Genomic DNA, 18,622 nt, shown 5'->3' on the forward strand with positions numbered 1-18,622 from the left:
TTAATAAATCTCAAAGGAAAAATAACAGGAGAAAATGGTATGAATATCTTATTATTAATTGCATTTTTGCTAACAGAAATCGGACTTGTAACATTTACATTGACAGAGCAAAGACAGAAAAAACAGTGGCATTTTAATCGCCTTTATGCGAATGTACTGGAACTTTCACTTTACCTAGTATTTGCCTGTTTTCCAGGGATAGATTTTAGTTTTCGTTATAAGGGCTTACTGATTATCTTATTGGTGCGAATTCTTATAAAAGCGATTTTCACTTTTATAAATCGTAACAAGACAGGACGAAAAAGTATTGCCTCTACAGTGATCAGTGCATTACTTGCCATGTGTCTTCTTGGCACAGCGATGCTGCCTGCCTTTTTGTTCGCAGATTACAAAGGAAGAGAAGTCACCGGGTCCTATAAGATTGCTCAGACGGAAGCGATTCTCGTAGACGAATCCAGAGAAGAGACATTCGAAAATGACGGATCGAAAAGAGAAGTTCCAGTACATTTTTATTACCCGGAAGATGCCGGGGATGGAGAAACATTTCCGCTTGTGATTTTTTCCCATGGGGCATTTGGATACTATCAGAGCAACAGTTCTACTTACATGGAGCTGGCGTCCCATGGATATGTGGTTGTTAGTCTGGATCATCCTTACCATTCATTTTTCTGTAAGGATACGGATGGAAAGATTATCACCGTGAATCAGGAATTTATGAATGATGTCATGAAGGTAAATGAAGACGCAATTCCTGAATCAGAAATTATTAGTCTTTCTAGTACATGGCTGAAACTTCGCACGGAAGATATTTCCTTCGTCATTGACTCGATTGAACATTATAATAAAGATGGAAAACTGGATGAATCATGGTTTGTAAAAGTTAATCAGGACATGATCCTTAAGGCTCTTGATATGGTTGATACAGATAAGATTGGACTTATGGGTCATTCTCTTGGAGGAGCATCTTCCGTAGAGCTTGGCCGTGTAAGAGATGATATCGATGCTGTTATCGATCTTGATGGAACCATGCTTAGTGAACAGAAAGGCGTCGTAGAATGTGAACCCTACGAATTTGAGGGTATCAGGTATCATGAGAAGTACATTTTAGACGAAACGCCGTATCCGGTTCCATTATTTGCCATGGATAGTGTTCTTCACCATGAGTCGAGAGTTGGTGCGAAAGCCATTGATATGCCTTATGCGAATAACACTGTTCTTGAGAATGCCGTAGAAGGATATGAAACCTATATTGTAGATACCGCCCATATGAACTTTACAGATCTTCCTTTATTCGCACCATTTCTTGGAAAGATGTTAGGAACAGGAACGATCGATGCGGGAAAATGTGTTGACATCATGAATGATTTAGTCCTTAAATTCTATGATGCAAAGTTAAAAGATATGGGGACATTTGAAGTAAAGGATTGTTATGGAAATTAAAATAAGCAGAATACCGGAAAATGAACCGGAACATCTCTATATTATGTGTCACGAGGTGACAAGCGAAGTGAGAGAAATCATACATTTTGTAAAGTCCCTGCAAGGGACCATAACAGGAGATCTGGAAGATAAACAGTACGAGATCCAGGTGCCGGATATCCTGTACGTAGAAGCTGTAGATAACCGAACTTATATATATACATCAAAGCATGTGTATTCCAGTCGATTAAAACTTTATGAGCTGGAAAACCTTCTTCAGGACAGATCCTTTTCTAGGATCTCCAAGTCAGTTATCGTAAATTTATTGAAGATCCGCTCTATGAAACCGGCACTTAATGGACGTTTCTGTGCTACTTTGATGAATGGAGAAGACGTGATCATTTCAAGAAAATACGTGCAAGAGTTTAAAGAGAAGATTCGAGGGGGTGGAAAAAGATGAGTTTGAAAGAGTTTGCACTGGATCGGATCAAAGAATTTTTTATCATTACTACTTTGGTTAATATCGTAATGTTCGTATTAGGAACAATCTATCAGCGCGGACAGCTTTTTTCATACGAGGTTCTTTTACTGCCGCCACTTTATGGATTCTTCGGAACCTTACCGTCCTGGATTACTTACTCCAGGCGCGAATTGCAGGCAAAGCAGCTTTTCATCCGAAAGATTTTTCAGGTTCTGGCATTGGAGATTCTAATGATCCTCATCATTTTCCCTGGAGAGATGTTGTGTAAAGAAAATCTGGGTATGATTCTGTCTTTAGCTATAAGTATCATGGTTGTATATTTTCTGGTACTCTTGATTTCCTGGCTGCTGGACAAAAAACGTGCGGATCAGATGATGAAAGATTTGGAAATGTATCAGCATCTTGCGGAGGATAATAGTTAAATATGGATATTGCAATTAGAAGGGTCCAAAAAGAAGATCTGAAGGGGTGTGTATCAGCACTAGAAAATTCAACTCTTTCAGATGCATACTTTCAAACGGAAGAAAGCAGGGTAAATGCGGTGTAAGAAGCAATTGATATAAGATTACGGTAAAGTCAAAGAATGAGGATTCAAAAGTTCCGGTATGTCCTCCGGAAAAAGAAATGGCAATTATGGATGCATTGAAGCACTTTGGAATAATTTGATGGTGAGATAAATTCTGATATATACAGCTTAGGAGAATAATCAATGAGAGCGAAGATTCGTAAATATATAGTGCCAATAATAATGCTTATCATATTTGAAACGGTAGCAATATCATTGTGGCTTTCAAAAGATAATATTTTTTATTTGTTTAATTTTAGCTATATAGGTATTTCAATTGCTTTAGGAATAGGTCTGATGACAGCTAAAAACAAATATGGAAGGCGTGTAACACAGCTTCTAGTTGGAATGTATATGCTTATATATTTGGGCGTTATCAGTAACGAAAATATGCAAATAGAAGGATTTTGGCATTATCTATTTACGGGTGTTTTCGAGGCAGCAACTATTCATTATGCTGTTGCTAAGATTTTCGGTCCTCTTGTATTCGGAAGAGGTTGGTGTGGTTATGCTTGCTGGACAGCAATGATACTTGATTTTCTTCCTTATAAACAACCTATTAGTCATGAGAGAAAGAAAATAGGGTGGTTAAGATATGTTATGTTTGCCATTTCTCTCATATTTGTGTCTACATTATTTTTAGCAAATGTAGAAAATATAGAGAGAATAATGTTTGTGGCTTTTATTGTTGGCAATGTATTGTATTACGTATCTGGAATTGTATTGGCAGTTGTTTTCAAAGATAATCGTGCTTTCTGCAAATACTTGTGCCCAATTACAGTATTTTTAAAGCCAATGAGTTATTTTGCACTGTTCAGAGTTAAGTGTAATAAAGATAAATGCATTTCCTGTGGTAAATGTAAAAAAGTATGTCCAATGGATGTTGATGTTACGGATAATTCACGAAAGCGTAAAAATGGAACAGAATGTATTTTATGCTTAGAGTGCAAGAAAAGTTGTCCTAAAGGTGCACTATAAAATTTGAATTTGTATGAATGGAGATGATTTTTCTATGATAGAAAAAGATTTATCAAATAAGAGATTACTATTGATTGGTCTTATTGCTGCTATTATTACTGTGCTAGGCGGTGAACTGCCAATCGGGTGGTATAAAATGCCCGAAACTGACGGTACGCTAATGGCTCAATTGGGTGGCTATGGAAATGTATCTACATTTCAGCTTGCCTGTGGCGTTTTTTTTGGTGGAATAGGGATAGCACTTCAGTCATTTGGATTCGAGGCATTATCACATATCATAGGTAAAGACGGTCAAAATCCTAAAACAAGCAAAATGATTCATATCGGAGCATTGGCTTGCGGTTTTTTAGGTCCGGTAGTACATATACTCTGCATTGCACTTATGTATGTGTGCAGAGGAAATGATATAGATGAAATAATGAACTTTGCATTGTTTATTGTTGCGCCTATCTGTATAGTATTTATGCCTGTTTATATGGCTATGATGGTTGTTATGTTTATTGCTATTTTCAGAAAAAAGACGGTTTTGCCAAGGTGTGCGGCGTTTCTAAATCCGGCAATAATAATGATGGCTGTAAATATTATTACATTTTTCGGCGGAAATAATGAAATTGCTCATTCGTTACAAATGGCTAATATGGGGCTTGGCTCAGTAATTACATTCGGCGGATTTTTTCTGTTGTGTAAAAAACAGATTCAATAATTAAACTGACAAATCCCAGTTTAATCGCTCATCCGGATCAAATCGGAGGTTGAGATTTACCCTCTGGATGCTATAATACACCCAAGCCAATTGATATTATCCGCAGGGGACAATCCCGTGTTATCACGGCTGATAACATTTTGATAACAATAGTCGTGATACTTGGGATAATATGAATACCACAAATAATCAGAAGAACAGGAATACATATCTTCTAAACAAAACTGTTTAAGAAATGAGTCCTGTTGTAGAGATGGAGTAATTGAATACTATATCCAGTTATTATTTAATGGCGGACAGCTGCTTGAGCTGTCTGCCATTCTCTTTATTGTTCGTACTATTCGTTTTTTGATGACGGATGCATGGCGGCAGGGATTTCTCCCCGTCGCCGTTTTCTGTTTCATGTTTTTTCGCAAGAAATTGCGAACTATTGATTACAATTTGTCAAAAATTATTGATATATAGCGCATGATGTGATATGATATTTTTGTAAAATATTATGTAAACGGAGGGTTGACTTCTGAAGATCAGTTATAAAAAATTGTGGATATTGTTAATCAAAAAAGAAATCTCTCCCGTTACAATGAGGCGAGACCTTAGTATTGCAACAGGAACTATGACAAAATTGCGCAAAAACGAGGAAGTTGCATTATCCGTACTTTTGCGTATATGTGAATATTTAGATTGCAACATCGGCGATATATGCGATGCTGTCAGAGTAGAAAATAATATTTGATTTAGATAGAGAGGTAAGAGTATGGCGTTTTGCATGAATTGCGGTCAACAACTACCAGAAGGTGCAAAATTCTGCTCTAATTGTGGAACTGCGACGGGAGAGGCTAAATCCGAGACAGCACAGCGAAAAACTGTATATGACGGAGAATTACATAAATGCCCGAATTGTGGTGAGCTCATTAACGCTTTTGTTACCATTTGTCCCGCTTGTAATTATGAACTTCGAGGGGCCAAGGCATCTTCCATTGTGAAAGAATTTGCTGATAAATTGGAGCAAATCGAGCAAACGAGAGAATCGCAAAAATCACATTCGTTTATTGGCAAGCTATATGGTAGTGATGGGCAGTTGAATAAAACCGATGAACAAAAGATTAGTTTGATACGGAGTTTTTCAATCCCCAACACCAAAGAAGATATTTTTGAGTTTATGATTTTAGCAGCTTCAAACCTTGATTTGAAATTATACGGTCTTGGTGACAAGGGAGTTATTACAGCTTCACAGAGAGCTGTATCTGATGCTTGGTTGGCAAAGTTTGAGCAGGCATATGCGAAAGCGAGTTTTGCATTTGCAGCCTCTCCTGACTTTTTAGGAATAAAAGATATTTATGACAAAAAAATCAAGCAATTAAAAAGAAAGAAATTGGAATTTCCTATGTTGATACTTGGAATGCTTGCTCTTGCTTTTTTACCTTGGTTGCTGTTAGTTCTAATTCTCCGATTGCTCTAATTCTCCGATAATCTGTGTATATAAAAGGAGCAAAAGACATGGCTTTATTTAATAAAAACAATTACAGAGGCGGTTTTATGGACGCGATACGCTGTGATGAGCCATCCTATCTTATTTGGAAATGGCATCCTGTTGGATCTCAGGGCGGAAATAACAACCGGGAAAACGCAATTCGTTGGGGCTCGTCTCTGCGTGTAAAAGATGGTGAAGTCGCCGTGTTTGTTTACAAGCAGAAAGACGGTACTATGCAGGATTTTATTGTAGGTCCGTTTGATGAAATTATTAAAACGAAGAACTTTCCTATTTTGGCAAGCATTGTAGGTCTTGCATACGAAGGCGGTACGCCTTTTCAGGCGGAAGTATATTTTATTAACCTTGCTCGTATTATTCAGGTAAAATTTGGCGTGCCTTTCTTTAATGTGTATGATCCAAGATTTTCTGATTTTGGTGTGCCTGTTGCAGTTAGAGGAACAATAAGTTTTAACATCAAAGATTACCTTGAATTTATCAAGTTACATAGGCTAAATTCTTTTAATCTTGATGATTTTCAAAAGCAGATTCGTGATGCTACTATACGGTATGTTAAAGATGCCGTTGCTAATGCCCCTGCAGCTCACAACATTCCTCTTGTGCAGATCGAAACAAAAACTGCGCAGATTAATGATGCCATTGAATATGATCTCAGCGAGCGATTGAATGAAGATTTCGGTGTAAATGTTTCTGGCGTTGATATCGGTGCCATTGAAGTTGACAAGTCTAGTGAAAGTTACCGCCAGCTTATGGCTGTCACAAAGGATATTGCCGCCGCAAAAGTCAAAGCAGAGACTGAAGATTACGTTGAAAGAATGCGTATCCAACGTGAAGAAGGTCAGTATGCGATGCACAAGCAGACACAATCTGCAAACATCGGAGCATTTCAGGTTGAAAAGCAGACCGAAGTTGGCATTGCCGGTGCTGAGGCTCTTGGGCATATGGGCGAGAACGGAGCTGGCGGCATTGAGCTCGGTGGAAACGGCGGCGGTTTCAATCCTGCTGCAATGATGGCGGGAATGGCACTCGGTGGAGCTGTCGGTCAGAGTATCGCAGGAACAATGAATAATGCTATGGCGGGAATGAATCAACCGCAAAGTGGCGTTACTCCGCCTCCGATTCCTACGGTGGCATATCATGTTGCAATAAATGGGCAGGCTGCTGGACCATTTGACGTGAATGCTCTTGCGCAAATGGCATCCGTAGGGCAATTCAACGCTGATAGTCTGGTTTGGAAAGCCGGTATGGCAGAGTGGGTTAAAGCCGGAACTGTTGATGAACTGAAAAATGTTTTGGCAAGTATTCCTCCTGTGATACCCGCTGAGTAAACATGAACATTCATACCGACTTGATAAAAAGTAAGCGTTTTACATCGTCGATTGAACCAAGTGTTCTTAAGCATTCTCAAGAGTATAGGGTACTTGCAACACTGCGTTATCTGTTTCCGACACAATTCGAATCAATGAATATTGGCGAAACTCCTGACCTTCAAGATTTGGAGAATAGCGTAGGCATTGAAGTTACCTCTGCTGTAAAAGAGGATGATATGATAGCATCTCGTATCTTTTCTGAATTGTGTCAAGGTGAGCCGGAGGAAATAGAGAAACGCAAAGAAATAATCAAGAAATGTGGTTATTCGTGCTCTTTGCTAAAAGGCGAAAAGTATGCAATCAGTTCGTCTGGAACATCTGATGAAGAAAAACTCTTTTTTCAGGATAGCATACGAAAAAAAGTTAAAAAACTTCCTCGGTACCGAACAAAATTTACGACAGTTGGTCTTGCGATTCTTTTGCCGGAAATTCCAACATCTTACGTAGAAGCGCATTTATCTAAATGGATTTCTGATTCGTTCAAAGGCATTGGAAACTCTTTTGATTTCATTTATGTGATTTCTCATCGCTTTTGTATATATTACGATGTACAGACAAATGGCATAGAGAAGCATACACTCACGCAGGACGAAAGCAACCTTCTTTCCACGATAGGCAGAATGACTGCAGAAGGAGAACTGTCCTTAATGGACAAAGAATGGTTGTAAACATTTGGGTTTATAAAAGTCGTAGGGAAATTACTATTAATGTGGTGATAGCAATACGGTGATAGCAAAATGATAGCAGAAGTTAGGATACCCTATGTATATAGGATAATCTGAAACAATGCGAGTCAAATCGAGTCACATTCCCTAAACAAAGTCGTTTAAGGTCGGCTTTGTGTTTGCGAGTGGGAGTAGTACTAGATTTTTAGCGACAAAGTCGCAATAAAAATCTTTAGTACTACCCCTGCGATAGCTGTCTCATCGCAAGGAGCAAAAGCAACGATGTAATGAAGTAACAGCGAACCGCTGGAGGTAAAGAAAGCTAGTCAGATTAGACTAGCTTTTTTAGTTTTAAAATCCAAGTACAAGAGTGTTGATGCATTCCCTCTGCAATAGTGGCCTAAGAGCAAGGAGTGGAAACGACGCAGCGATTAGCTAGCCACGAACTACTGGGAGTTTAAATGATGCAACCACTTAGAAGTAAAACTTCTAGGTGGTTTTTATGTTTTCCACTGCAGGAAAATTTCTTGTATGATATAATGTTTTAACGATTTTGTATTGTTTATTTTCGCTTTTTAAAGGAGGGTTGAGATGGAACTGTGGGATGCTTATGATGCGCATCTGAATAATATCGATGTCAAACTTTGGTTCGTGGAGAGAAGATTCCAAAAGGGCTTTATCATTTGGTTAGTGAGATTATCGTTAGACACCAAGATGGGATGTATCTGCTGACGCAAAGGGATGAACGGAAAAATTTTGGTGGCATGTGGGAAGCAACTGTAGGTGGTTCAGCCCTCAAAGGCGAAAGTCCTCTGGACTGTGCAAAGCGAGAATTATATGAAGAAACGGGTATTTCATCAGAAGATTTCATTGAAGTCGGTCGAATTTTACACAAAGACTATCAGACTTATTACGTTGAGTATCTATGCTTAACAAACATTGATAAGACTGATATTGTTTTACAAGATGGTGAAACCTCGGCTTTCAAATGGCTTACCTCTGATGAATTACGTCAGATGCCTAGAGACGAATTAACCACGCAGCGAATACAAAATTTTATTGAGGATTTGCGATAAAACTTTATCACATGGAGGAAAGATGATAATACGAAAAACAGAAGAAAAAGATTTGCCACGTCTTATGGAATTGTATGCTCGTGCAAGAGAATTTATGGCTAAAAATGGAAATCCCAATCAGTGGGGTCTGACCAATTGGCCACCAAAGGATTTAATCTGTGATGATATAAAAACTGGTAGAAGTTACGTTTGTGTAAACGATGAGGAACGAGTTGTAGGAACCTTTGTTTACGTTTATGGGGAAGACATTGAACCAACTTATCAAGTCATTTCAGATGGACAGTGGATTGGAGATAACACATATGGTGTTATTCACCGATTAGCTGGTGATGGTTCGGAAAGAGGTATCGGTGCTTTCTGTATTAATTGGGCACTTAATCAAGATGAGCATCTTCGTATTGACACCCACCAAGATAATGTTATCATGCAAAGACTTTTGCAGAAATTAGGATTTTCACATTGTGGCACGATTTTTATAGGAGATAATCGTGATTCAGATTCACGTTTAGCCTACGAAAAACTTATTTAACAAACAAGCAGGCTCGTTGTACTGACCCCAAAAAGTTGGACAACTGAAAGGATTTAGTTCTGTACTGCACAGGGCTAAGTCCTTTTAGTTTGACTTTAATTCGTTTGTTATTGTAATAGTTAATGCAAGTAATAATAGCTTGTTTTAGCTCATCGAGTGACTTAAATGTCTTTTCAAAACCATAAAACATTTCTGATTTTAAGATTCCAAAAAAAGATTCCATCATGCCATTATCTGAGCTATTTTCCTTACGGGACATGGATGGACAAATTCATTTGAATCCCTTGTCAATTTTTAATATTTGCCTTGTCTTTTTATCGATTTGCGCAGTGAATGTCACTTTTGAACGATTTCCAAATGGCGCTTTGAAATGGTTTAAAGAAGTTTCAAAAAGGGCATTTTAAATCGATGCAATCTGCCGTGCTTGTTGCCACTACGATTTGCATGTTTTGACAGATGAACAACAAGCAAAACTTCATTTAGAGTATGGCGAAAAAGATTTTGATTTAGGTATTTCGAAAAAAGCTTTTAAAAAATATTTGCCAAAAGTTGATGTGATTATCCGAAAAGGGTATCCTCATTGTGGTTATTTTTCAGCTAATACTAAGGCTTACATTGAAGAGTTAGAAGCATTTATGAGCGATTAAATCATGCTATAATGATACTGTAATAATAACTGTAAAAAAGGAGTTGTCAGATGTCAAAAAAACTCTTTATTCAAGCTATTGCGAAATTTTTATTAGGATTTTTACTGGTCTTTTTACTTTTATTTTTGCCTGCTGGAACCCTAAAGTATTGGAACGCTTGGCTATTATTGGCGATTCTTTTTATTCCGATGTTCTTGGTAGGGCTTGTTATGATGATTGTGAATCCAGTTTTACTTCAAAAACGTTTAGATGCCAAGGAAAGTGAGAAAGAGCAGCAGCAGGTAATTAAGTTCAGTGCGTTGATGTTTATAGCGGCTTTCTTGTCAGCTGGCTTTAGTTTTCGTTTTCATTGGCTACGCTTATCACCTAGTATCAGTTATATTGCAGCAGTTATTTTTCTATTAGCTTATTGCATATATGCTGAGGTTTTACGTGAAAATACTTATCTAGCTCGAACAATCGGTGTAGATGAGGGGCAAAAGGTGATTGATACAGGATTATATGGTGTGATTCGTCACCCGATGTACACGGCAACTATACTTTTGTTTTTATCAATGGGATTGGTTTTAGGCTCACTACTTTCTTTTATTATTTTGCTCTGCTATTTTCCGCTAATCATCAAGCGCATTCGCAATGAAGAAGCAGTACTAGAAAAAGATTTAGAAGGCTATTTGGCATATGAGAAGAAAGTCCAGTACAGATTATTTCCATTTATTTGGTAAGTCATTTCTTTTGAAATGGCTTTTTTAATAAGCAAAAGTCGTTTGATTAATCAAAGTAAGACTTTGCAAAGCTGCAAATTCCGAAAAATAGCCAAAAATTACTTTCCACACTTCAAAAAATGGAGTCATATGGTTACTGTTCTATTTTTTATGGGAAAGGGATACAACATGGAAAATCATTTAGGAAAATGCTTTAACCTTTTGAGGGAGTCAAAAGGTTTATCACAAAAGGAAATAGCCGGGGAAGTTATTTCGATTGCACAATTATCACGCTTTGAGCGTGCTGTCAGCAACATAAACACTGATACACTTTATCATTGTTTAGAGAATATGAATGTTTCTATTGCCGAATTTCAATGCGTTTGTCTCAATTATTCGCAAAATCAAAGACTACTTTTTCAGGATGAAGTGGCTAAAGCTTATCTTGAAAAAATATATTGACCTTGAAACATTACTTGGTTAAATGTAATCAGCAAGAAAAGGTTGCTAAAAAAGATGTTCAATTTTTGGTTGACTATCTGTTTTCTGTTGATGAACGGGGGCGTTATGAAGGTGTTCACTATTATGCCTTTGATTCAACTGAAACAGTTGATGGTGTGACTAAGAAAGTTACTAACTAGCGTTACTTTGGTAAAGACGGCGTCATGGCGCGTGGTCTTGTCAAAATTGGTGAAGATTACCGATACTATGATGAAAATGGTAACCAAGTTAAAGTTCAACTTGTCAAAGACAAAGATGGCAACACTCCTTACTTCAAAGGTGATTCAGGTGCAATGGTTGCAGGTGAATTCACCCTCATCAATGGCGGATGGTATTACTTTAATGAAGATGGTGTAGCAGTTAAAGGTACCCAAACAATTAACGGTCAACAATTGTACTTTGACGAAAATGGTGTCCAGGCTAAGGGCATTTTCGTAACAAACGAAGACGGTACACGTAGTTACTATGATGCTAAATCAGGTGAAAAATTCGTTGGTGATTTCTTCTCAACAGGTGATAATCACTGGTATTACGCTAATGAAAATGGTAACTTGACAGCTGGTTCACAAGTTATTCGTGGTCAAAAACTTTACTTTGCTGAAGACGGTCTTCAAGCTAAAGGTATCTTTGTAACTGATGCAGAAGGAAATCGTCACTTTTACGATCCAGATTTAGGTGTTCTTGCCACAAATAAATTTATCGCTGATGGTGACGATTGGTATTACTTCGACGAAAATGGTCAAGTAGTAACTGGTGACCAAGAAATTAATGGTCCATACATTGCACTTTGATGAAAACGGTGTACAAACCAAAGGCGGCTTTGCAGCAGACGCTAACAGAAACGAACATTACTATGACGCTAAATCAGGCGACAGGGTAGATGACTCAGAACTTACTATTGCAGCCAAAGCAGAAGCTTAACTACACATTTTATGGCTTTGGTATTTCAATACTAAGCATCAGTATAGTTTTTAAAATGCAATAACTCCATAATAAAAAGAAAGTCTACTAGGTTTGGTATTTAAATACTAAATCTTAGTAGGCTTTTTTATGCTGTGTTTTATGTGATCTTGTTGTATGATTTTTGCAGATTAAATATGAGGAGAAGAAAAGAAGGATATGTTCTTAAAATATGTCAAAGCAAATTTAATCCCGCTGATTATCGAGATTCTATTTATCATTTCGTATTATATTGTTCCGAAAGATGATTTTATTTATATGAATGCCTTTTTTATGTTTTGTTGTTTGTTTATTTATTTTCTTATCTCTAAGGACCTCAATCTGAAAGAATTGTTTTTGAGTTTTAGAAGTGGTAAGAAGTATTGGATTCAGGTTTTGCTTACTTTTTTAGGATTTATGCTGGCTTTTATTATTACGACGATTTTGGAAGGCATTTTTCCTGGACTTGAGACTGGGACTATTAATCTAAGAAGAGATGCTTGGCTAACCTTAGGTGTATTTGCCATTTCAACAATTTTATTTCCCGCAATTACTGAAGAGACATTTTATCGAAAAAATTTGATTCTCTTTGATAGCCAAAAACAGTTATTATTACAACGATTCTAAGTATGTTTTTATATGCCTGTGAGCATTCGCTAGCGCCGTGGGGAATATTTCTGACTATGATTTGGGCACTGCCGTTGAGTTTTTCTTATATTAAAACTAGAAATATTTATGTTGTTATGACGGCGCATTTTCTTGGAAATCTTCTCGGAAATGGAGTAGACGTGATATTAACTCTGATTCATTGACTGTAGTCTAACAAAAGCACCTCTAGCTAAATAGCTAGAGGGCGTTTGTTTATGTTCTAAATGCCTAAGATAATAGTGCAGACTTTATGCAAACGCTTGTGATATAATTCAATTATCACATTTTACGGAGAATACTCATGGAAAAGAGAGAAAGATTTTTAAAAGAGGCAATGATGATTGCCGTACCAGTAGCGCTACAGGCGATGCTTCAGTCATCGTTTTCAATGATTGACCAGCTGATGGTTGGACAGCTTGGCAAAACAGCTATAGCAGCCGTAGAAGTCGGTGGAAAGCCACAATTTGTCTTTGCTTTTGTCAGTGGAGCTATTGCCACGGTTACAGGTATCATGGTTTCCCAGTACATGGGGAAAAATAACCAGAAAAAGATTAATACCAGTATGTCTGTCAATCTATTAGTGATGCTAGTATTAGCAGCTTTCACCATGGGTCTTTGTTTGTTGTTACCAGGTGAGTTGGCAGGAATCTTCACCAAGGATACTAGCGTTATTCAGGCTGCAAGACCTTACGTGCAACTGTTAGCTTGGGTTTATCCGCTATCTGGGATTTCCTCGTTGTTAGCAGTTCAATTACGCTGTCGAAATCGGGCAAAATATCCCCTTTACATTAGTGCGGTTGCGGCTGTGGTCAATACTGTATTGAACTATACCTTGATTTTCGGGCATTTTGGAGTTAGTCCAATGGGGGTTAAAGGTGCTGCACTTGCTAGTTTATCATCTCAAGTGGTGAATCTGCTCTTGATGGTTTATTTTTACCAAAAAATGTGTCGATTTACTTTTGACTTACATCTACCAAAAGCAGAGATTTTGCAATATATTTTCATGCTGTCACCGATTGTTGTTAATGAGTTATTGTGGACTTTAGGGCAAAATGTCAATACTTACATTTATGGGCATATGGGAACGAGCGAACTCGCTGGTATGTCTCTAACTGGTCCAATCCAAGGGCTTTTTATCGGAGCTTTATCAGGTTTATCTCAAGCAGCGGGAATCTTGATTGGTCGACGTCTTGGTAAGCACGACTACGAAAGCGCCTATCGAGATTCAAAAAGGCTTTGTTTGTATGGATTTGTTGGTTCTTTGATTTTATCTGTGATTCTTATTTTGGGAGAACGATTCTATATCGGTTTGTATAATGTTGGCGATGATGTTAGTCTAGTGGGCACACAGTTGCTGCTGGCTTTTGCCTTTTTAGCACCTGTTAAAGTGCAAAATATGATTTTAGGCGGAGGCATTATTAGAAGTGGTGGTAGAACCAAGTACATTATGATAATTGATATTATTGGGACATGGTGTATCGGTGTGCCTCTAGGAGTTTTGACTGGTTTAGTTTTAAAACTTCCGATTGTTTGGGTGTATTTTATCCTTTCTCAAGAAGAACTTTTCCGTTTTATCGTTTCAGTCTTTATGTTCCGCAGTAAAAAATGGATGAATACGATTCATTAAATGAGAGCTATTTTTACGAAAAATATATCTTTTTCAGTTTTTCTTTTAGAATTTTGATTAAAAAGGTTTTCTAATTAAAAGCGAAGAGAACGATAGCGTTTTCTATATAGCAGTGTTTAGGGTATAAAGGGGTGCTTATATGAAATTAGAGACTGCAAAAAGATGACTCATCTTGTTTTATGAAAAAAATCAGGAAAATGAGAAGGTTTTAGCTGAATTAGATTCTTTCATGGGTGGTGATGGGGACCATGGTGAAAACATGCTGCGCAGTATGACAGCCGTTGTCAATGAAGTTGAACCGAGAGAATTTGAATCAACAGTTGATTTATTTAAAAATACGATAATGCTTCTTTTGACAAAAGTCGGAGGTGTCTCCGGAACCTTATACGGCTCAGCATTTTTTGGAATTGCGCACGTTGAAAAGAAGATAGTACGCTTTACCAAGATATTAAAGAAGGTCTAGAAATGATTCAAAGACGTGGCCAAGCAAAAGTTGGTGATAAAACCATGGTCGATGTTTGGGCACCTGTCGTAGATGATTTAAAAGAAAATCAGCTAACACCTGAACGTATCGACGAGTACATTTTAGCGACAGCTCTTTTACGAGCTGCAAAAGGACGTCAAGCACTGCTTTTAGATGGTTCATCTGGTCTTGTTGATCCTGGTTCATAGTCATCAGGTTTGTTATGTAAAGCGCTAATAGAAGCGGAAGAAGTCGAACATGGCCAACAAAATTGGTATTGTTATTGCATCACATTCAAAACATTGCTAAAGGAACATCAGAATTCATCTCTCAGGTTGCTTCAAATGTGCCCATTACATTTGCTGGAGGAACGGACGATGATAGAATCGGAACAAGTTTTAAACGCATCAAAGACGCTATTGACGAAAATGAAGGTGAACTTCTTTTAGGATTTTGTGACCTTAGTTCTTCAACAATGAACCTTGAAATGGCCGCTGAAATGTCTGACAAGGACGTGCTTTTACAAAAAGTGCCAATCGTTGAAGGTGCTTATACAGCGGGCGCTTTATTACATGCTGGTCTTCCTTTCGAAGCTGTCCTTGAACAATTACAAGAACTTGAAATCGACAAGTAAGCATAAATTATAATCGTATCATTTTAAAGTGGACATCAGTCCACTTTTTTTATATAATGAAGTCAGTTATATAACTGACTGAAAAATCAGCAGTTATTATCTAAGATAAAAAGAGGTGAGTTTGATGTATTATCCTGAAAAATTGAAAAATCGTCGTTTGGAGCTTGGATTAAAACAGACTGAGTTAGCAAAGCAATTAGGCATTTCAAAGCAATCTTACTTTGCTTGGGAGAAAGGAACATCACAGCCGACAAAGGCTAATTTGCTAAAGTTAGAAGAACTTTTGCAGGTGCCACATGGTTATTTTAGTGAGCTTGAAATCGCCACTTTGTACAAGCAATTAACTGACCAAAACCAAGAACATGCATTGACTTACGTTAGAGATTTGCTGGAACAACAAGCAAAAGTTGTCTCAATCGTTCAAGAGCCACGTTTTGCCTATAAGGTTTACGAGCGTTTGTCAGCTGGTGTCGGGACTAATATCTATGACGATATGGACTATGATACGGTTTATTTTGATAAAGACTTGGCACATGACTTTGCATCATGGATTGACGGAGATTCTATGGAGCCTACTTATCACAATGGCTCTGTGGCTCTCATTCGTGAGACTGGGTTTGACTACGACGGTGCGGTTTATGCGGTCGTTTGGAACTCACAGACTTACATCAAAAAGGTCTATCGTGAGGAAAATGGGCTGCGCTTAGTGTCAATCAATAAAGATTACGATGATAAGTTTGCGCCATATGATGAAAATCCACGTATTGTTGGAAAAATTGTCGGCAACTTCATGCCAATCATAGGAGGATAAGATGCATTTAAAAGATATTTTAGATTTGGATTCATATGATTTAGCACCAGATAGCAAGGTCGAAATTTTTGATATGGATGATTTTGCGGATTCTGTCATGTATCAGCGTTTTACTAGGGTTTATTTACCAGAGGATAAAGAGAGTGAACTCTCACCTTATGCTTTCTTGGTTAATGATTCGATTTTGATCACCATGGAGGCTTAGATGGGCTATTTTGATTATTCACGAGAGCCGCGTTCTGATATCGCCTTTGTGGATATGAAGTCCTTTTATGCTAGTGTGGAGTGCGTGGACCGTGGCTTGCATCCTTTGAAAACTTCGCTTTGCGTTATGAGCCGAGCTGAAAATGCCAGTGGCTTGATTTTAGCGTCTTCACCGACATTTAAGAAAGTCTTTGGAACGTCAAATGTCAGCCGAGCTTATGATTTGCCGTTTGATGTTCACACGCGCAAGTTTTCTTATTACAATGCCAAACGTCAAGGTTTGCCTACGACGCCTGAATATGTCGCTTACATCGAAAATTGGGCAAAGGCGACTTGGATTGTACCACCGCGAATGGACCGTTACATTGAGAAAAATCTAGAAATTCAGCATATCTTTCAAAACTATGGCAGCATCGAAGATATCTTACCTTACTCGATTGACGAAGGTTTTATTGATTTAACTTCATCGTTGAACTATTTTATCCCAGATAAGACCCTAGGGAAGAAAGAAAAGCTGGATAAGGTTTCTGCTATGATTCAGCGAGAAATTTGGCAAAAGACAGGCATCTACTCAACGGTTGGCATGTCAAATGCCAATCCATTGCTTGCAAAGCTTGCTCTTGATAATGAAGCCAAGCACAATCAGAACATGCGTGCCAATTGGTCTTACGAGGATGTTGAAACCAAGGTTTGGGCGATTCCTAAGATGACTGACTTCTGGGGGATTGGCAGCCGTATGGAAAAACGTCTTAATAAGCTTGGCATTTTTACCATCAAAGAACTCGCTAATTTCAATCCCGATATTCTCAAAAAAGAACTTGGTATCGTGGGGGTCGACCTCTTCTTTCATGCTAACGGCATTGATGAAAGCAACGTTCACCAGCCCTACAAGCCTAAGTCTAAGAGCATTGGCAATTCTCAGGTTTTGCCACGCGATTATCGTAAGAAGGCTGATATCGAGTTAGTTTTTAGGGAAATGGCAGAGCAGGTTGCCATTCGCCTGAGAAGAGCTCACAAGAAGGCGACAACTGTGTCGATTTATGTCGGCTTTTCAAAGCAAGAGAAAAAGCACCGCATTCAGGCGCAAATGAAAATCGAGCCTAGCAATAACACCAAGCAACTGACTGAGCACGTTTTAACTTTGCTGCGCAAAAAATACGATTCAGGTGCAGTTAGACATATCGCGGTATCTTATTCAGGCTTAGTCGATGAATCCTACAGTACGTTTTCCTTATTTGATGACATTGAAAAAATAGAAAAAGAAGAAAGGCTCCAATCAGCTATCGATGCTATTCGTGACCAGTTTGGCTTTACGACTATTCAAAAGGCTAATGCTCTGCAGGAAGCCTCACGCAGTTTAGAGCGCAGCAAATTGGTCGGAGGGCATTCAGCAGGAGGATTGGATGGATTAAGTTAAGATGATTGACCGCAGTTATTTACCATTTCAAGCGGCGCGGGAGCACTACGACAGAGGCATGGAAAAATGGATGGGCTTTTTCTTATCAGAACACACCAGCTCACTAAAAGCTGACAAAACCAAAGAACTCCTACACACCAACCTTACTAAAGCCCAAAAAGCGCTGCTCCTCAGCCAACTCTACACCAGCCAGCTCACTGGTGTTTTTACAACCGCAAAAGACAAAGACCACAGCCAACAACTCAGGGGCAAAATCACCGAAATCACCCCACAAGAAATCACCATCAAAACAAAGTCCCACTACCACCTCATCAAAACCAAGGACATCCTAGCAATCGGCGTCGAAGTCGATGGAGTGGTTTAAATTTTATACTAAAGGAGAAGAATAACGAAAGATATGACAGAAGCAAGTCAATTAATTGTATTAGGAAATGGATTCGATTTACATTGTGGCTTAAAAAGCTCTTACAAAGATTTTTTATACTATGTGCTAACACAAAAATATCATTTTTCGATTGATAGTGATGATAGAAATCAAGCAATAAATCAAGCTTTTGATAAATTTTTAAAAAGATTAAAAGATGTTTTTGAGAGATTTAGGATTGACAATAATTTTGTAAGTTACACAGAGAAGAGTATGGATGAAATTTTTTCTGATATTAATATCTGGTATTTAATTCTATTTAATGAACATTTAGCGAAGATTACAAGAATAAAGCCCAAAATTTCTTGCAAAGTATAGTTATGGACGG

General features: G+C 38.0%; 26 protein-coding genes and 2 pseudogenes. 27 read left to right on the forward strand and 1 reads right to left on the reverse strand.

Translation table 11 applies throughout. The features are described 5' to 3' along the window. The 11 genes from HMPREF0819_RS01925 to HMPREF0819_RS01970 all read left to right on the forward strand — a co-directional run. On the forward strand, window positions 1–1,440 hold a 1,440-nt coding region (locus HMPREF0819_RS01925), incomplete at its 5' end, for an alpha/beta hydrolase family protein (RefSeq protein WP_004231552.1). Continuing rightward, entirely contained in the window at window positions 1,430–1,879 is a 450-nt protein-coding gene (locus tag HMPREF0819_RS01930; RefSeq protein ID WP_004231556.1) for a LytTR family DNA-binding domain-containing protein, read from the forward strand. The genes HMPREF0819_RS01925 and HMPREF0819_RS01930, both read left to right, overlap by 11 nt. After that, window positions 1,876–2,322: a DUF3021 family protein gene (locus tag HMPREF0819_RS01935; RefSeq protein WP_004231559.1), complete on the forward strand. Its 447-nt coding sequence runs from the start codon at window positions 1,876–1,878 to the stop codon at window positions 2,320–2,322. The genes HMPREF0819_RS01930 and HMPREF0819_RS01935 overlap by 4 nt, the downstream gene beginning before the upstream one ends. 287 nt (window positions 2,323–2,609) lie before the next feature. Further along, window positions 2,610–3,443, forward strand: coding sequence for a 4Fe-4S binding protein (locus HMPREF0819_RS01940; RefSeq protein WP_004231572.1), 834 nt, complete (start codon window positions 2,610–2,612; stop codon window positions 3,441–3,443). 34 nt (window positions 3,444–3,477) lie between these two features. Next, window positions 3,478–4,146 (forward strand): DUF6796 family protein, encoded by a 669-nt coding sequence (locus HMPREF0819_RS01945; protein ID WP_115264958.1) that lies wholly within the window; start codon window positions 3,478–3,480, stop codon window positions 4,144–4,146. A 550-nt stretch (window positions 4,147–4,696) separates the two neighbouring features. Further along, window positions 4,697–4,882, forward strand: a complete 186-nt coding sequence (locus HMPREF0819_RS08595) for a helix-turn-helix domain-containing protein (RefSeq protein WP_211204373.1) — start codon at window positions 4,697–4,699, stop codon at window positions 4,880–4,882. Between the two features lie 21 nt (window positions 4,883–4,903). Then, entirely contained in the window at window positions 4,904–5,608 is a 705-nt protein-coding gene (locus tag HMPREF0819_RS01950) for a zinc ribbon domain-containing protein (protein WP_004231578.1), read from the forward strand. Between the two features lie 38 nt (window positions 5,609–5,646). Then, the gene (locus tag HMPREF0819_RS01955) at window positions 5,647–6,966 is read left to right on the forward strand and encodes an SPFH domain-containing protein (RefSeq protein ID WP_044023270.1); all 1,320 of its coding nucleotides are present in this window, start codon (window positions 5,647–5,649) and stop codon (window positions 6,964–6,966) included. 2 nt (window positions 6,967–6,968) lie between these two features. Further along, on the forward strand, window positions 6,969–7,676 hold the full coding sequence (locus HMPREF0819_RS01960; protein ID WP_004231587.1) for a hypothetical protein: 708 nt from the start codon (window positions 6,969–6,971) through the stop codon (window positions 7,674–7,676). 641 nt (window positions 7,677–8,317) lie between these two features. Next, window positions 8,318–8,749: an NUDIX hydrolase gene (locus HMPREF0819_RS01965; RefSeq protein ID WP_004231588.1), complete on the forward strand. Its 432-nt coding sequence runs from the start codon at window positions 8,318–8,320 to the stop codon at window positions 8,747–8,749. Window positions 8,750–8,771: 22 nt separating this feature from the next. Then, window positions 8,772–9,278, forward strand: coding sequence for a GNAT family N-acetyltransferase (locus tag HMPREF0819_RS01970; protein WP_004231589.1), 507 nt, complete (start codon window positions 8,772–8,774; stop codon window positions 9,276–9,278). On the opposite strand, the pseudogene HMPREF0819_RS01975 reads toward HMPREF0819_RS01970, so the two are convergent. Further along, window positions 9,271–9,543, reverse strand: a pseudogene (locus HMPREF0819_RS01975) (IS3 family transposase); the annotation flags it as partial. The gene HMPREF0819_RS01970 and the pseudogene HMPREF0819_RS01975 sit on opposite strands and share 8 nt — an antisense overlap. A gap of 175 nt (window positions 9,544–9,718) precedes the next feature. On the opposite strand from HMPREF0819_RS01975, the gene HMPREF0819_RS01980 reads away from it, so the two are divergent. The 16 genes and pseudogenes from HMPREF0819_RS01980 to HMPREF0819_RS02045 all read left to right on the forward strand — a co-directional run bounded on the left by HMPREF0819_RS01980 (window position 9,719) and on the right by HMPREF0819_RS02045 (window position 18,612). After that, complete coding sequence (locus HMPREF0819_RS01980; protein ID WP_004231593.1) at window positions 9,719–9,925, forward strand: hypothetical protein; 207 nt, start codon at window positions 9,719–9,721, stop codon at window positions 9,923–9,925. Window positions 9,926–9,975: 50 nt separating this feature from the next. After that, entirely contained in the window at window positions 9,976–10,647 is a 672-nt protein-coding gene (locus tag HMPREF0819_RS01985; RefSeq protein WP_004231594.1) for a methyltransferase family protein, read from the forward strand. Between the two features lie 168 nt (window positions 10,648–10,815). Next, window positions 10,816–11,088, forward strand: coding sequence for a helix-turn-helix domain-containing protein (locus HMPREF0819_RS09015; protein ID WP_169308676.1), 273 nt, complete (start codon window positions 10,816–10,818; stop codon window positions 11,086–11,088). Window positions 11,089–11,090: 2 nt separating this feature from the next. Then, window positions 11,091–11,267, forward strand: a complete 177-nt coding sequence (locus HMPREF0819_RS09230; RefSeq protein WP_237393038.1) for a hypothetical protein — start codon at window positions 11,091–11,093, stop codon at window positions 11,265–11,267. Between the two features lie 24 nt (window positions 11,268–11,291). Then, window positions 11,292–11,918: an N-acetylmuramoyl-L-alanine amidase family protein gene (locus HMPREF0819_RS01995; RefSeq protein ID WP_004231598.1), complete on the forward strand. Its 627-nt coding sequence runs from the start codon at window positions 11,292–11,294 to the stop codon at window positions 11,916–11,918. Then, window positions 11,896–12,048, forward strand: a complete 153-nt coding sequence (locus HMPREF0819_RS09235) for a hypothetical protein (RefSeq protein WP_004231599.1) — start codon at window positions 11,896–11,898, stop codon at window positions 12,046–12,048. Before HMPREF0819_RS01995 ends, HMPREF0819_RS09235 begins: the two co-directional genes overlap by 23 nt. Window positions 12,049–12,246: 198 nt before the next feature. Next, a complete protein-coding gene (locus HMPREF0819_RS08870; RefSeq protein WP_004231601.1) occupies window positions 12,247–12,693 on the forward strand; it encodes a hypothetical protein in 447 nt (148 codons plus the stop codon). A 2-nt stretch (window positions 12,694–12,695) separates the two neighbouring features. Beyond that, a complete protein-coding gene (locus HMPREF0819_RS09240; protein ID WP_004231603.1) occupies window positions 12,696–12,878 on the forward strand; it encodes a CPBP family glutamic-type intramembrane protease in 183 nt (60 codons plus the stop codon). Between the two features lie 137 nt (window positions 12,879–13,015). Next, window positions 13,016–14,341, forward strand: a complete 1,326-nt coding sequence (locus HMPREF0819_RS02005) for an MATE family efflux transporter (protein ID WP_004231605.1) — start codon at window positions 13,016–13,018, stop codon at window positions 14,339–14,341. A gap of 169 nt (window positions 14,342–14,510) precedes the next feature. Then, window positions 14,511–15,013: pseudogene (locus tag HMPREF0819_RS09535) on the forward strand (DAK2 domain-containing protein). 62 nt (window positions 15,014–15,075) lie between these two features. Then, entirely contained in the window at window positions 15,076–15,438 is a 363-nt protein-coding gene (dhaM, locus tag HMPREF0819_RS02020) for a dihydroxyacetone kinase phosphoryl donor subunit DhaM (RefSeq protein WP_115264959.1), read from the forward strand. Window positions 15,439–15,562: 124 nt separating this feature from the next. Continuing rightward, on the forward strand, window positions 15,563–16,249 hold the full coding sequence (locus tag HMPREF0819_RS02025; protein ID WP_004231609.1) for a LexA family transcriptional regulator: 687 nt from the start codon (window positions 15,563–15,565) through the stop codon (window positions 16,247–16,249). A 1-nt stretch (window position 16,250) separates the two neighbouring features. Next, entirely contained in the window at window positions 16,251–16,454 is a 204-nt protein-coding gene (locus tag HMPREF0819_RS02030; protein ID WP_004231610.1) for a hypothetical protein, read from the forward strand. Further along, window positions 16,455–17,870: a Y-family DNA polymerase gene (locus HMPREF0819_RS02035; RefSeq protein WP_004231611.1), complete on the forward strand. Its 1,416-nt coding sequence runs from the start codon at window positions 16,455–16,457 to the stop codon at window positions 17,868–17,870. Window position 17,871: 1 nt separating this feature from the next. Beyond that, on the forward strand, window positions 17,872–18,234 hold the full coding sequence (locus HMPREF0819_RS02040; RefSeq protein WP_004231612.1) for a hypothetical protein: 363 nt from the start codon (window positions 17,872–17,874) through the stop codon (window positions 18,232–18,234). 33 nt (window positions 18,235–18,267) lie between these two features. Then, window positions 18,268–18,612, forward strand: coding sequence for an AbiH family protein (locus HMPREF0819_RS02045; protein WP_004231613.1), 345 nt, complete (start codon window positions 18,268–18,270; stop codon window positions 18,610–18,612). The last annotated feature ends 10 nt before the right edge of the window (window positions 18,613–18,622 follow it).

It is taken from the genome of Streptococcus equinus ATCC 9812, assembly GCF_000187265.1.
Lineage (GTDB): Bacteria > Bacillota > Bacilli > Lactobacillales > Streptococcaceae > Streptococcus > Streptococcus equinus.

What these genes read in the sequence shown, in the direction of transcription:
- HMPREF0819_RS01935 (WP_004231559.1), top strand. Translation starts at nt 1,876, where the DNA reads ATGAGTTTGAAAGAGTTTGCACTGGATCGGATCAAAGAATTTTTTATC.
- HMPREF0819_RS01940 (WP_004231572.1), top strand. Translation starts at nt 2,610, where the DNA reads ATGAGAGCGAAGATTCGTAAATATATAGTGCCAATAATAATGCTTATC.
- HMPREF0819_RS01960 (WP_004231587.1), top strand. Translation starts at nt 6,969, where the DNA reads ATGAACATTCATACCGACTTGATAAAAAGTAAGCGTTTTACATCGTCG.
- HMPREF0819_RS02040 (WP_004231612.1), top strand. Translation starts at nt 17,872, where the DNA reads ATGATTGACCGCAGTTATTTACCATTTCAAGCGGCGCGGGAGCACTAC.
- HMPREF0819_RS01970 (WP_004231589.1), top strand. Translation starts at nt 8,772, where the DNA reads ATGATAATACGAAAAACAGAAGAAAAAGATTTGCCACGTCTTATGGAA.
- HMPREF0819_RS02005 (WP_004231605.1), top strand. Translation starts at nt 13,016, where the DNA reads ATGGAAAAGAGAGAAAGATTTTTAAAAGAGGCAATGATGATTGCCGTA.
- HMPREF0819_RS01985 (WP_004231594.1), top strand. Translation starts at nt 9,976, where the DNA reads ATGTCAAAAAAACTCTTTATTCAAGCTATTGCGAAATTTTTATTAGGA.
- HMPREF0819_RS09235 (WP_004231599.1), top strand. Translation starts at nt 11,896, where the DNA reads ATGGTCCATACATTGCACTTTGATGAAAACGGTGTACAAACCAAAGGC.
- HMPREF0819_RS01930 (WP_004231556.1), top strand. Translation starts at nt 1,430, where the DNA reads ATGGAAATTAAAATAAGCAGAATACCGGAAAATGAACCGGAACATCTC.
- HMPREF0819_RS02025 (WP_004231609.1), top strand. Translation starts at nt 15,563, where the DNA reads ATGTATTATCCTGAAAAATTGAAAAATCGTCGTTTGGAGCTTGGATTA.
- HMPREF0819_RS02035 (WP_004231611.1), top strand. Translation starts at nt 16,455, where the DNA reads ATGGGCTATTTTGATTATTCACGAGAGCCGCGTTCTGATATCGCCTTT.
- HMPREF0819_RS01945 (WP_115264958.1), top strand. Translation starts at nt 3,478, where the DNA reads ATGATAGAAAAAGATTTATCAAATAAGAGATTACTATTGATTGGTCTT.
- HMPREF0819_RS02030 (WP_004231610.1), top strand. Translation starts at nt 16,251, where the DNA reads ATGCATTTAAAAGATATTTTAGATTTGGATTCATATGATTTAGCACCA.
- HMPREF0819_RS09240 (WP_004231603.1), top strand. Translation starts at nt 12,696, where the DNA reads ATGTTTTTATATGCCTGTGAGCATTCGCTAGCGCCGTGGGGAATATTT.
- HMPREF0819_RS09015 (WP_169308676.1), top strand. Translation starts at nt 10,816, where the DNA reads ATGGAAAATCATTTAGGAAAATGCTTTAACCTTTTGAGGGAGTCAAAA.
- HMPREF0819_RS08870 (WP_004231601.1), top strand. Translation starts at nt 12,247, where the DNA reads ATGTTCTTAAAATATGTCAAAGCAAATTTAATCCCGCTGATTATCGAG.
- HMPREF0819_RS01955 (WP_044023270.1), top strand. Translation starts at nt 5,647, where the DNA reads ATGGCTTTATTTAATAAAAACAATTACAGAGGCGGTTTTATGGACGCG.
- HMPREF0819_RS01995 (WP_004231598.1), top strand. Translation starts at nt 11,292, where the DNA reads ATGGCGCGTGGTCTTGTCAAAATTGGTGAAGATTACCGATACTATGAT.
- HMPREF0819_RS02045 (WP_004231613.1), top strand. Translation starts at nt 18,268, where the DNA reads ATGACAGAAGCAAGTCAATTAATTGTATTAGGAAATGGATTCGATTTA.
- HMPREF0819_RS01950 (WP_004231578.1), top strand. Translation starts at nt 4,904, where the DNA reads ATGGCGTTTTGCATGAATTGCGGTCAACAACTACCAGAAGGTGCAAAA.